A 13,288-nucleotide genomic window follows, 5' to 3' on the forward strand; every position below is an offset into this window, starting at 1 on the left:
CAACAGTAATTACAAAGGAGGTCACTATGTTTTGCTTCCAGTGTCAGGAAACAGCGAAGAATACGGGCTGCACGGTCAAAGGCATGTGCGGCAAGCCGGAAGAAACCGCCAATCTACAGGATTTGCTCATTTTTGTGCTGCGTGGCATCGCCGTTTATGGCGAAAAATTAAAGGAGTTGGGACAGCCCGACCGCTCTAATGACGATTTCGTGCTTCAGGGATTATTTGCGACAATCACCAATGCTAACTGGGATGATGCCCGTTTTGTGGCCATGATCCAGGATGGCCTGGCTCGTCGTGACAAACTGAAAAATTCCTTCCTGGCCGCCTACAAGGCCAAGCACGGCAAGGATTTCACCGACCCGCTGCCTGAAGCAGCGACCTGGACCGGAAGCTCTTCCGCTTTTGCCGAAAAGGCCAAGAGCGTAGGCATCCTGTCCACCGCCAACGAGGATGTGCGTTCCCTGCGCGAGCTGCTGATAATCGGCCTCAAAGGCGTGGCCGCCTATGCCGAGCACGCTGCGGTGCTGGGCTTCCGCAAGGCCGAAATCGACGACTTCATGCTTGAGGCCCTGGCTTCAACGACCAAGGATCTGTCCGTGGATGAAATGGTCGCGCTGGTCATGAAGGCCGGCGGCATGGCCGTAACCACCATGGCCCTGCTGGACGAGGCCAACACTACTACCTACGGCAACCCGGAAATCACCCAGGTCAACATCGGCGTGGGCAAGAACCCCGGCATCCTCATCAGCGGCCATGACCTGAAGGATATGGCCGAGTTGCTGAAGCAGACCGAGGGCACAGGCGTGGACGTTTACACCCACGGCGAAATGCTTCCCGCCAACTATTATCCGGCGTTCAAGAAGTACCCGCATTTCGTGGGGAACTACGGCGGCTCCTGGTGGCAGCAGAATCCCGAATTCGAGTCCTTCAACGGCCCCATCCTGCTGACCACAAACTGTCTGGTGCCGCTCAAAAAAGAGAACACCTATCTGGACCGTCTCTACACCACTGGCGTGGTTGGGTATGAAGGGGCCAAGCACATCGCTGACCGGCCTGCGGGAGGAGCCAAGGATTTCTCGGCGCTGATCGCACAGGCCAAGAAATGTCCTCCGCCCGTTGAGATCGAGACTGGTAGCATCGTCGGCGGTTTCGCCCATCATCAGGTACTAGCCTTGGCCGACAAGGTGGTTGAGGCTGTCAAGTCCGGCGCGATCAAGCGCTTTGTGGTCATGGCCGGGTGTGATGGTCGGCAGAAGTCTCGTTCCTATTACACTGAAGTGGCCGAAAATTTGCCCAAGGACACCGTGATCTTGACGGCCGGTTGCGCCAAGTACCGCTATAACAAACTGAATCTCGGTGACATCGGTGGCATTCCACGTGTGCTGGACGCAGGGCAGTGCAACGATTCCTATTCCCTGGCCGTCATTGCTCTGAAACTCAAAGAAGTCTTCGGCCTGGATGACATCAACGATCTGCCCGTATCTTACGATATCGCCTGGTACGAGCAGAAGGCCGTGGCCGTGCTTCTGGCCCTCCTATTCTTAGGTGTGAAGGGAATCCGCCTCGGACCCACGCTTCCGGCATTCCTGTCCCCGAACGTGGCCAAGGTACTGGTTGAAAATTTCAACATCAAACCAATCGGAACAGTGCAGGATGACATCGCGGCCATGATGGCGGGTAAATAGATGAAGGGGGGGCTTCGGCTCCCCTTTTTTTCATCAATAGCTGATCTCTGCTTTAAAGATTCGTTGAGGCTTCCAATCAGATTTTGTGTTGGATTCAATGGAGGGCAGAAATGATAAGTCCAAAGGTAAAGGCTGTTTTCTTTTTTTGTCTCGCGTTGACATTTGGAGTCCTGATTTTTGGCGGTTACGCCATCAACAAGGAAAAACCACCCATTCCCGCCAAGGTTCTGGATCACTCAGGGAGCACCCTGTTCACAGGCGAGGACGTCATCGGTGGACAGAATTATTTTTACAGCAGGGGCGGGCAGCATATCGGAACCATCTGGGGGCACGGAGCGTATCTGGCACCCGATTGGTCGGCCGACTTCCTGCACCGCATGGGTCTTTTTCTTGCCGCTCGGCACAATGGGCTGGACGCTCCCCAGGCCGGTACGTTCACCCATGATGACTTCAAGAAAATGGACCCTGCCGAACAAGCCCGGCTCCAGGTCCTGGTTACGCAGGAAATGAAGAAAAACCGTTACGATCCGCTCACCGGAGTGCTGACTCTGACGGAATTTCAGACCGAAGCGTTCAAAGCCTTGACCGGATATTACACAGAGCTTTTTCAGAACGGAAACGACCGTATGGGCCTGCAACCTGGAATCGTCAGGACGGCCGAGGAGGGCCGCTTGGTGACGGTCTTCTTCGCATGGCTGTCTTGGGCCGCCGGGACGCAGCGTCTTGACGCCGAGCACACCTACACGACCAACTGGCCCTACGACCCTCTGGTCGGAAACGAACCCTTGCCGGACTTTCTCATTTGGTCCATCGTCAGCGTCATCCTGCTCATTTTCGGCATTGCAGGAGCCTTGTTCGTCTACCAGCGCTATGTCGGCCAGGACGAATACGGGAACACGCTCAAACTTGATTTCCCAGAACCGAAGCCGACTTCGAGTCAGAAAGCGACACTCATTTACTTTCTGACCGCAATCGCGCTTTTTACCTTGCAACTGGGGCTTGGCGCGGTGACGGCCCACTTCACCGTGGAAGGCAATTCGTTTTTCGGCATCCCTATCGCCTCTTTTCTGCCGTATGCGGCAGTGAGAACGTGGCACATCCAGTTGTCCATCTTTTTCATCGCCACGTGTTTCCTGGCAGCGGGCCTCTTTATCGGGCCGTTTGTCGGCAAGGAACCAAAAGGGCAGGCTTTTTGGGTGGTCGTCCTCTTCGGGGCGCTGGTGGTCGTCGTGCTGGGCACTTTGGGCGGCACCTGGCTTTCCGTCTCCGGATTTTTCGATGGCGACGGATTCATGTTCGGCCACCAAGGGTACGAGTTCATCGAGCTTGGCCGCGTCTGGCAGCTCCTGCTCATCGTCGGCATGATCATCTGGCTCGTTCTCGTCTGGCGGGCCATACGCCCGGCCGTGCAGAGCGAGACGGACGGCGGTGGGCTTACGCACATGCTCCTGTACAGCTCGGTGTCCATTCCGCTCTTCTACATGGCGGGGCTGCTCTATGGGAAGGGGAGCCACCTCTCGGACGCGGAATACTGGCGGTGGTGGGTCGTGCATCTTTGGGTTGAGGGCTTTTTCGAGGTCTTCGCCACGGTGGTCATGGCTTTCCTGCTTTCGCACATCGGTGCGGTCAGCAAGAAATTTGCCCTGACCAGCGTGTACTTCATCGTCTTCTTGTATCTCGGCAGCGGAGTCATCGGCACCTTCCATCACCTGTACTGGAGCGGTTCGCCGACCATCGTCATCGCCCTCGGAGCGGTGTTTTCGGCTTTGGAGGTCGTTCCCCTCTCGCTCTTGGGGTTTGAGGCCGCACACAACCTCAGGGTCGTGGACGAAGGTGGCAAGGGATACGCCTACAAATGGCCCATATACTTCTTCGTGGCTGTGGCGTTCTGGAATCTCGTCGGGGCAGGCGTGTTCGGCTTCCTGATCAATCCGCCCATCGTCCTCTACTATGCCCAGGGCATCAACACCACGCCGATCCATTCGCACGGGGCGCTCTTTGGCGTGTACGGCATGCTCGCCATCTCCCTGATGCTCTTCTCCGTGAGGCATATCGTCACGAAGGCCTCCTGGTCGGACAGCCTCCTGAAATGGAGCTTCTGGGGGCTCAACGGCGGCTTGGCGGGCATGATGGTCTTCAGCCTCATTCCGTCAGGCTTTTTTCAGTTCTACCACGCCGTCAAGGAAGGCCTGTGGTTTGCGCGTAGCCCTGAAATCACGTCCCACGAATTTATCCGCACCGTGACATGGATGCGCATGCTGCCGGATGTGATATTTGCGGTGGGCGCATTCTCGTTGTTGCTCTTCCTGCTGCGTTCAATCTGGCTGAGTTTCTTGAAAAAATCATAGAAGTGAATGGAGGGGCGGCATGCTCGTCCCTCCACGTGATCTGGGTGCTTTGATATGTGTATTGCAATCAAAAGGGTTTACGATCCCATCGGTGATGACGGCAGGCGTATTCTAGTGGACCGCCTTTGGCCACGCGGGGTGAGTAAAGACAGCCTTAAGGGCTTGTGGATCAAGGAGGTTTCCCCGAGCACTGAGTTGCGAAAATGGTTTGATCATCAACCAACCAAATGGCTGGAGTTCAAAAGACGATATTTTGCTGAGTTGGATTCCCGGGCGGAATCCGTCGAAAAGATTGTCAACTTTGTTCAGGATGGGAGCGTGACTCTTTTATATTCCAGCAAAAATAAAGAGTTGAATCACGCGGTCGCATTGCTTGAACATTTGAACTGTATTATAAAGAAGTGATTATTTATTAATATTGGAGGCGTTGAGATGAAATCTGTACAAGATCTTATGAACGAACACGAAGGCATTCAGTTGATGCTTTCCATTTTGCAAAATGTGGCGAAAAAAATAGTTTCTGGAAAGAATATTCCTGCTGAAGAATTGAAAGGAATCATGGAGTTTCTGACCGTCTTTGTAGACAAATGTCATCACGGGAAAGAAGAGGATTTTTTGTTTCCGGCGCTTGAAGCTGCGGGAATAGCCAGAGATGGTGGACCGATCGGTGTCATGCTGCAAGAGCACGAGCGTGGACGACGACATATTGCAGATATGAAAAAAGCACTGGGAGATTTCACATCAAGCGGCATCAATGCTGCTGAATTTGAGAAAGCTGTGGAAGAATATGTTTCTTTATTGAATCAGCATATTTTTAAAGAAAACAGTGTATTGTTTCAAATGGCTGAAAAAGTCTTGAGTGCCGACGAAGACAAAAAATTGTTCGATAATTTTGAAAAACTTGAAGTTGAGCGTATTGGTCTAGGGAAGCATGAAGAATTTCATGCATTGATGGACACACTTGCAGACAAATACAGGTAGAGAGACGCTGTTATAAAAATTGAGATGGAGCACGAAGATGAAACTTGCCTGTTGTAGTCATATTTAGTTTTGATTGGATGATTTCAAAACAATTCATGGGATGTAACGTAGGTAAAGACCGGAGTTTGGTTGCTCACTATGTATGAAAGAGGCCGGCTCTCCGGGAAAAGGGGAGACCGGCCTGACATTTTCAGCTTTCTACTACGATGACTACTCGGACTTGGGAGAGTTTTTGCGCTTTTCCAAGAGCGTTATCTTCTGCCTGATCTTTCGGTGGTCGTGGGCAGGGATTTTGCCACAAGGGATTGAGCTTCCGTAAAGCTGCGAGGCACTCAATTCTTGAGAGTTCCCCCCTGACTAGGATGCCAATTCACTGCGCTGCTGTGATGCTGCCCTGTCCGGATCAATGCTGATGATCGATGGACGCGGCCTGTTCGCCATGATGGGCCCCGCCGTGGACCGCCTTCACGATCCCCTCGACGTAATGAACATAGGTGACGTACGCCTCGACATGCTCCCGGCCGGCATCGACGCTGTCGTTGGCGTGCTTTTTCGTTTCGTTGGCATGCCCGAAGCGTTCGAGGATTCCCTTTTCGACGTGGGCGGCGATGGTCTGGGCCAGTTCTGCGCCGTTTCCCTGCTCCAACGCCAGGTCCGCCTTGGCGACCACGGGCTCGACGGCGCCGGCCGCCTTGAGCCCGGTGTAGGGGGCACCTTCGCCTGCGCGATGGACCCTGACCAGGGTTTCAAAGAAATAGGTATCCGCCAGGTCACGCGCTCCGGCGTCGAGTTTGCGCACGGACAAGGTCTTTTCGAAGGCTTTGCGGATTTCCGGTTCGTCGTCGGCCTTGACCCATTTGAGGACCGGGGTGACATCTCCGTCTGCCAGGGCGGTCCGGGCGTCGGACACCACCGGGCCATCGAGGGTGTCGCAATGGGCCTGGGCGATTTGAGGCGCGATCAGGAGCGCCAGAGCAAACGATGCCACCGTCAAGAATCCTTTGATGCCGTTGTTCAGCGAGTTCATGTGTTCCTCCGTAAAGGTTGGTTGATGTCTATGCCCACCAGAACGAAACGGAACGCCCGTTTGTGACAGAAGAAAAAAAATTGTCACATAATCGCTCCGGCCTTCGTATTGTCACTATGAAAGGGGGCTGGCAGAATTGGGGCGATTTGAGGGAACGGGATGGAATGCCTTCCATCGGAATCGATCGTCACGTCAGGGCTTCTGACAGTCTTTTTCATAAGGGCATCACGGCAGGGTGGCGGGAGGTTCGGATGACGAAACAGGGAAAAGGTGACGCAATTGACCGACGAAGAACTCATGTTGTCGTATGCCGCTGGCGATATGGAGGCTTTCGAGGAGCTGTACGGGCGACACAAGAGCCGGGTCTTCGGGTTTCTGATGGGCAAGCTCAAGGATCGGGGCGAGGCCGAGGACACGTTCCAGGCGATTTTTTCCAAGCTCCATCAAAACCGGCATCGATATCGGCCGGACATTCCGTTTTTGCCCTGGCTCTTCACGATATCCAGGAACGCGGTGATCGACCATGTCCGCAAGAAGGCCGCCCGCAGGAAGTACATGACGGACTCGGGGTATCCCGTGGAATCCTATGCGGACCCCGACCAGGGCCTCGGCTCCATGGATGAGGTCCTGTCCGAACTCTCGGGATTGAGCGAGAGCCAGCGTCGGGCACTGGAATTGCGATTCAGCCACGGATTGACCTTTGCCGAAATAGCCGAGCGCATGCAGACTTCGGCGGACAATTCCCGCCAGATCATTAGCAGGGCCGTTCGCAAGCTGCGGAGCCTCATTGCGGGCAGGGGAGGGAAACATGAAGAGGATTGATACGGAGCGGCAACGCCTGCGGGAATTCGTCGAGTTCGTCCAGGCCGACCGGGTCGTCCCGTCGGCGAGAATGGATGACGCCGTGCTCGGGACCGTGGCCAAAGACCTTCGCCCCGCGCCATGGAGGGTTTTCTCCAAACTGACGCTCATCGGAGTTGCAACCGGTTCGGCGACATTGGCCGTCTGTCCGCAATTCGGCTTGGGTTTCGGTTCGCACAACGCGTTCCTGCATGAGATTCACGACGCGATCTCGCCTGGGCTGTTCTACCTGCTGTGCGGGATGCTCTTTGTGGCCCTCGGCGCCATATTGAGCGGTTGCTGGCTGACCCGGAATGAACTCAACGCCGTCGGCAAGGTCGTCAACCGATATTTTGCCGCATATTGCATTCTCGCCTACGTGACTCTGGTCACACTCGGCCCCGAGATTTTCGCGGCAAGCTCCCTGACCTGGATTGTCGGCGCGCTGTTGAGCAATGTCGTCTGCTACGGCTCCGTCGTCAGACTGCGGCACGCCTGGGGGTGCGATGATGCGGCGTAGGGGGAGGGCTGTGGGGTCCCCCTTTCGACATCAATTATAACGTCGCGACAGAAGGCATCTGAAGCAACTTTCTGATTTATGCAGTTTTTGGATTTTCAATATCTATCGAATTGCTTTGCTCTTCAATATTTGCAAATAAACTTCCCGCCACTTCAGCTGCTCGCTTAAGAGCTTCATCGCGAAGATGTGCGTAGCGCTGTGTCATTTGCGGAGATTTGTGTGTCAATAGCTTTTGTAGTGTATATATATCAACTTGACCAGAACTGGCTAACATTGAAGCGTACACATGCCTGAGTCCATGCAGTGCTCGAAAATCTTCAGGAAGTCCGGCGCGGCGTTTTATTCGTGCTGTTTGATGTTTGACATCTTTTCTCAAGCCACCATTGCGGCCTGGGAAGACAAACTCACTGCCTGTTCTGGGGTGGTTTAGAAACAGTTGCCTGGCTGCTTCGTTCATTGGAATCCGCTGGTCCTTTCCGCCTTTTGGATCGCGGATAAAGATGAAGCCTTTATCGAAATCTAAATCAGACCATTTGAGCTTGAATATTTCTCCACGACGCATCCCTGTGAAAAGGGCTGCTTTCATTATCCCTGCGGCTTGTATGTTTGTATCTTCAGCAATCGCCTTGAACAGTCGTTCCATTTCGGCAGGTGTTAGATCTTCAGTTTTATGATTGTCTGGTTTTGGAAACTCAATGGTAAAAGGCAAGCGAGAGCATAAGTGCATTTTTACGCCAAAATTAATAATACGACGAAACAATTCAAGTGTATTTTTAACAGTTTGCGGACTTTTTGATTTGAGCATCATCACTCGAACTCTATCCACATCCAGTGGAGCAATTTCATCGGGCTCCTTGTGCCCGAAAGGTACTTCTAGATAGCGTTTGAATCTGCTCTCGTCGGTCTTGATTCCTTTAAAGTCAACTTTGCTATTCTTGTACTCAGCCCACAGTTTTGAGAGCGTCCAGCGATTGTCGTCCGCTTCTCTCTCTGCCTTGATCTTCTTGCGACGGATTTTGTTTGAGTCGGATTTTCCATCTATGCGCTCGGCCCGTAAGCGAGCAGCCCTGGCTTCGGTCATGTCGTCACGGCCTTGGTAGCCAGCTTTCTCTTCGATCAGTTTTCCATCCCTTCGGTATACGATGTAGTAGACTCGTTCCGGCTTTCCGTCCGCGCCAGTGCCGATGACGTAATAGACGCCCGGATAGCGCGTTTTTTCGCGATTTCGTGATGGCATTTTGCCTCCAAATCAAGGGCTGGTGGTCTTAAACCGAGGATCGTCTGCCCAACACTATGCCCAACATTCGAGGTGAAAATAGGTGAAAAATGAGAAAAGTCAATGAAAGTCGATTCTAGGTAACTATCTGAAAAATAATAAACAATGCAAAGTGGTGCAAACAGGTAAAAATGGTAGGATTAGGTTTTGGGAACCGAGGGCCGGAGGTTCGAATCCTCTCGCCCCGACCAGAAACAGCAAGGCTTACAGGTAAATTATCTGTAGGCCTTTTTTTTTATTTTACGAGTGTTTGCCCTCCTTGCAATGCGTGGCGTGCTATTTTCAAACACTTTAGAAATATGATGCCTCTGTGATTGCATCACCACGCATGTCAGGGAAATTTAAGCCGAACTTGACGGACTCATTGCCATGGTGCGACGAAACACATCTAGCGTGTAGATAGCAAACCTTTGGTCTTCTTGAATGCCATCGGTTGGCGCTGCATTGCCAACATTGTTGGGGGCAGGCTTTGAATGTACCGCCAATATTTTTCGGTATTAAACTTTATTTGTACGGAATAATTGTATTTTTTGGCGTGTGGCGTATTTTGTGCTCAAAATATCACGGAGGACTTCTATGACTGCAAGCGAAATGGTGCAACATATAGGCAAACGTCTCGGCATCCCCGAGTTATGCCTGAATGAACTAGGGCTTTGTAGAATCAGGCTGAACGATAGCATCGTCATTGATTTTGAAGAAGACGACACCAAGAATTGGTTGCACGTTTTTGCCGCGCTGACGGACGATGCCGCGAGCCTGTCGCGTGATACGTTGCTTAAACTGTTCCGGGCGCATTACCTTTTTAACGATACGGGCCACTCCTCTTTCGGGCTGGACGCTGGCGACCGGCTGTGCCTCTTCATGCGTGCGCCGACTTCGGAAATGGCGGAAGAACTCTGGGTGGAAATGTTTGAAGCCTTTTTTTCCACGTATCTCGAATGGAAAGAAAAGTTGTCCGGCTGGGCAACTGAGTATCCTTTACCCGGCGACGAATTGCCCGATCTGCCGCCCAGTACTTTTATCAGAGTCTGACGGGCGTTTTTTGTGAATATTATCGGCACAAATTCCAAGGAAATACCATGAGCATCGGCCTTAATATGAATCAGGCGCAAGATTGTCTGGTGAGACGGCAAGATAGTTTCAAGATGAACGAACTCGGCGACGAGCGTGCCATTACCATCGGGCAGAAGGGCCAAATTGTTAAGGCCGAAATCATGGATGCCCCGGCCCGTCCCCAGCACAAGCCGCTTAAGGCGAACACGGGGCTTGAAGGCCTGTTCAGAGCCACGATCGACAAGTGCGATTGGTGGCATTCAGCCGGAAAGCTGCGCCGGGCGCAGGACGCCATCGAGGTGAATCTGGGCCGGATGACCGGGAAGTTCGTCAATCTCCAGGCGCTCGCTGGCAAGTCCGGACTTTCGGGCGATATTGCGAAGGAAAAGAATCTTCTGATCGACGGTATTTTCAAAGAACTGAGCGCGTTTAAAACTGAAATCGACAGTCTGGCTCGTTCGTACGGGCTGGACCGTGGAAACTCGGAGTCGCTGTTCCTGCAGCGGCTGATCAATGGCTTGAAGAAGGACAATCCAGCCGCTCTGAACAGTCTGAAAGCGGCCGTTGCCGTGATGGCCACAATGCCGGACGATGATCTCGCGATTCCCGAGCACAAGGCCTTGGTTGTCAAGTTCAATAGTATGCTGCACCTCAACATGCCTGACGTTGTGGTCGAACCCGTGGATCAACGCACAGGGCTACAAAAGTTGGGCGACGTATTTAAAGGTTTGTTTGGCACGAAAGAACAACGTGTCGGGGAGCACCTGCGTCAGAAGTTGAATGGCCTGGAGCAATTGTGCAAGACTGGCGGCCCCGAAATGGAGGAATTCGCCGATCGACTCCGATCGTTGCGAGAGGGCATTAAACCCGAAACGAAACTGACAGTGGAAAAATTTGATGCCGTTCGGGAGGAGCTCGATACCATTATCGGCGAGACTATCAAACGGGGGAAGGAAATCGCCGAAAGGGCGCTGAGTATGGATTCGGCTAGACTGGCCGGGCAGTTGGCGGTGGACAAATACCAGCCCCAGCTGGTTGCGGCCGAAGAAGCCAACCGCGATTTGTCCAAACTCTTCCTCTACAAAAACGCGACACTGGAGCAGACGAAGAGCCTGCAAAGCCCACTTGACGAAAAGGCGGATGACCTCATCCGCAACTTTATCCGCAATCAGAATCATAGTCAGGAAATGCCCAAGGGGGGCAGAGCCGTGGCGCAGATCGCGGTCAATTCGGTCAACGACATGACCCTCAAGTTCGTTGCTGCGCGTCAGGAACTCAAAAGCATCGAGTCGGAGCTTTCGGTCATCACATTGGCCAGACAGTTGGCTGCCAAGGGGGATACACCGCCTGCGGGCGTGGATGCTGACACGTGGCGCGAAGCCTGTTCCGTGATGACCAATCATCTGTTGGAAGCACCAGGCTCGCTCATATCTCAAAAGGATGTGCCTGCGCTGAATCTCATCAAGACCAACGCAGCTCATTTCACGGAAGGACTGCAAGGTGTCGCGGTACAGGGCTTTGACAAGCTGTTCACCCGGCTTGATGCCACCACGTCGGTTACGGTCACAGTGCCCAAACCGAGTTCGCAGCAGATTGAAAAATTCAAACAGACCGGCGAAATGCTCATGCAGGAAGATGCCGAGCGGTTCGGCAGTCATATGCAGGAATATCGGAATTCGGCACCCAAAACCGGCATTATTGAACTGGACAGTCGGTTGGACGAGCTGCGCACGCCGCTCACGCTGAATCCTGACAAACTGGACGAAGCCTCGCTGCGCGGCACGCTTTCAGAGCTGGCAGAACGGATCACAGATATCAAGACGGCGTATTCCTACGAGATGGCATCGGTTCTCAGCGGCATCGACGGCAAACAGGCCAGACTGGATCAACGGACGAAACTGTTTGCGACCCTGAATACCGAACTGCAAGGGTTGATGCGGCTGGAAGCCGACCTTCAGGGCATGATCAACATGCGCGCCATGGGCCAGTTGGCCTCCGAAGGACTGGACATGCTACGCCAGTCCTGTCCGGAAGGCGTCGATCGGGGAGCATGGGAAAGCGACTGCAACGCCATTGTCGACTTTATCATGGAACACCCTCACGATATCCCCGGCCAAGAGACCGTGGCGATGTTTGAACGTTTGCTGGATACCCTCAACAAGTCTCTGACCACTGACAGCACTGCGGATCAGCAGAAAGTTGAACTGTACAAAAGTCTCAAAGAAGATGTGACTGAGTGGAAAGATTGGGGCTTCACAGTGGGCATGGGACGTGACAGTTTGAACAACATGGGACACATGAACGATGTGCTTGAGAGTGTGTCCAAGATGACCACCGCGCGTATCCGTATTTCCGATGTGGTCAATCTGATGCAGGACTCCTTCATTTCCTTGACCAAATCCGGACTGTCCCACGCCGACGAGTTGCGGTCCAATCTTTCCGAATATACGCACAAGTTGATGCTCTATGCCGATACCATGTCTCGAACCAAGGAAATGACACCGGGACTACAGTTGATGCGCCAGGAAGCTCAGGAGTCGTTGAGCAAGGCGGTGCACTCTTTCTTCCCGGCTATGGAATTTTTGGCTGCGCAGGAACAGCGTTATATGGATGATCCCACCGTGTTCACCGTGGGTCAGACCAAGCAAATAACGGACCTGCGCGCTACCCTGTTCAACGCCTATGCGGCGTTGTTTGATATCGCCCGTAATGTCGGGACGTTGGGTCTTGACGCTTCGAAGGGTGTTTCGCCTCTGCTCGGAGACGTCGACCTGACACAGAGTGATGTTGATTCGCGTGAAGTAGCGGCACTTGGAGAAGCTAACAAGATCAGTACGTACGGTAAAATGTCCCGCGTTGTGGACCCGGACAATCCGTCTTCTCTGACCCGGGTGACCACTTCCATGATGCTGGAATCCGAAGCACTGATGAATTTTCGGATTCAGGTGGATATTGAGAAACAGATGACCAAGTTGTTCACCCACACGCGGCGTTTGACGACCGCTTTGGTCGACGCCAAAGCCAGAGGGCTTGACCCCGTCGTGGCCCGTTCCATTGAACGACTGTTCAGCGAGCATGTTTTAAGCCCTGCCGAAGGCTTGCAACTGGATCGGTTCATCCCTGACAAGGTTAAACACAAGGCTTTCATCGCCAACTTTGATGAGTTGCATCAGGCGTTGATTCAGACCTGTTCGACTCTCCAGTCCTTCAATCTGAACGTTAAATCGACGCAGACGCGCATCAATATTGAGGCGCAAAAGTACCTCGCCGAGTGTGTGGAGATTCCGGGTATTCACTATGTCGATCAACACTCGTTACGGTCGACCCTGAGGGTCGTTTCTTCGCATGATATTGACGGAAGAATGTCTCGTATTCTTATTGAGTCAAAACTGACCCAGGAACCCCGCTGGTATGACGTGAGTCTGAGCAAAGACACGTTGACCTTTACCCCCGTCGACGACAAGTCTGGCAATGGGGTTTTCACTGCCCCTGTCTCCAAAGGCGCTGCCCGCTTTCCAATGGTATAGACGAAAAGCAATCCCGAAAGTTGAGTAA

The 13,288-nt window shown here is 53.1% G+C and carries 10 protein-coding genes; 8 read left to right on the plus strand and 2 right to left on the minus strand.

What is annotated here, in order from left to right:
* Positions 1-26: 26 nt before the first annotated feature.
* The 4 genes from hcp to BMZ40_RS02295 all read left to right on the plus strand — a co-directional run bounded on the left by hcp (position 27) and on the right by BMZ40_RS02295 (position 5,017).
* Positions 27-1,688 carry a hydroxylamine reductase gene (gene hcp / locus BMZ40_RS02280; protein ID WP_092372519.1) on the plus strand — a complete coding sequence of 554 codons (1,662 nt, stop codon included), beginning with the start codon at positions 27-29 and terminating at the stop codon, positions 1,686-1,688.
* A gap of 110 nt (positions 1,689-1,798) precedes the next feature.
* Positions 1,799-4,036 carry a nitric-oxide reductase large subunit gene (locus tag BMZ40_RS02285; RefSeq protein ID WP_245751007.1) on the plus strand — a complete coding sequence of 746 codons (2,238 nt, stop codon included), beginning with the start codon at positions 1,799-1,801 and terminating at the stop codon, positions 4,034-4,036.
* Between the two features lie 54 nt (positions 4,037-4,090).
* Positions 4,091-4,441, plus strand: coding sequence for a DUF488 domain-containing protein (locus BMZ40_RS02290; RefSeq protein ID WP_092372520.1), 351 nt, complete (start codon positions 4,091-4,093; stop codon positions 4,439-4,441).
* A gap of 27 nt (positions 4,442-4,468) precedes the next feature.
* Positions 4,469-5,017, plus strand: coding sequence for a hemerythrin domain-containing protein (locus BMZ40_RS02295; protein WP_092372521.1), 549 nt, complete (start codon positions 4,469-4,471; stop codon positions 5,015-5,017).
* A 403-nt stretch (positions 5,018-5,420) separates the two neighbouring features.
* Here BMZ40_RS02295 and BMZ40_RS02300 read toward each other — a convergent pair whose 3' ends face one another.
* On the minus strand, positions 5,421-6,044 hold the full coding sequence (locus BMZ40_RS02300) for a DUF6448 family protein (protein WP_177192981.1): 624 nt from the start codon (positions 6,042-6,044) through the stop codon (positions 5,421-5,423).
* 279 nt (positions 6,045-6,323) lie between these two features.
* Between BMZ40_RS02300 and BMZ40_RS02305 the strand changes: the two genes are divergently transcribed.
* Positions 6,324-6,866, plus strand: coding sequence for an RNA polymerase sigma factor (locus BMZ40_RS02305; protein ID WP_092372522.1), 543 nt, complete (start codon positions 6,324-6,326; stop codon positions 6,864-6,866).
* The gene (locus tag BMZ40_RS02310; protein WP_092372523.1) at positions 6,853-7,404 is read left to right on the plus strand and encodes a hypothetical protein; all 552 of its coding nucleotides are present in this window, start codon (positions 6,853-6,855) and stop codon (positions 7,402-7,404) included. Before BMZ40_RS02305 ends, BMZ40_RS02310 begins: the two co-directional genes overlap by 14 nt.
* A 76-nt stretch (positions 7,405-7,480) precedes the next feature.
* On the opposite strand, the gene BMZ40_RS02315 is transcribed toward BMZ40_RS02310, so the two are convergent.
* Positions 7,481-8,641 (minus strand): tyrosine-type recombinase/integrase, encoded by a 1,161-nt coding sequence (locus BMZ40_RS02315; protein ID WP_092372524.1) that lies wholly within the window; start codon positions 8,639-8,641, stop codon positions 7,481-7,483.
* A gap of 615 nt (positions 8,642-9,256) precedes the next feature.
* Between BMZ40_RS02315 and BMZ40_RS02320 the strand changes: the two genes are divergently transcribed.
* Both BMZ40_RS02320 and BMZ40_RS02325 read left to right on the plus strand, forming a co-directional pair.
* Complete coding sequence (locus BMZ40_RS02320) at positions 9,257-9,712, plus strand: type III secretion system chaperone (RefSeq protein WP_092372525.1); 456 nt, start codon at positions 9,257-9,259, stop codon at positions 9,710-9,712.
* Positions 9,713-9,759: 47 nt separating this feature from the next.
* Positions 9,760-13,260 carry a hypothetical protein gene (locus BMZ40_RS02325; RefSeq protein WP_092372526.1) on the plus strand — a complete coding sequence of 1,167 codons (3,501 nt, stop codon included), beginning with the start codon at positions 9,760-9,762 and terminating at the stop codon, positions 13,258-13,260.
* The last annotated feature ends 28 nt before the right edge of the window (positions 13,261-13,288 follow it).

The organism is Desulfomicrobium apsheronum (genome assembly GCF_900114115.1).
Taxonomy (GTDB): Bacteria; Desulfobacterota; Desulfovibrionia; order Desulfovibrionales; family Desulfomicrobiaceae; genus Desulfomicrobium; species Desulfomicrobium apsheronum.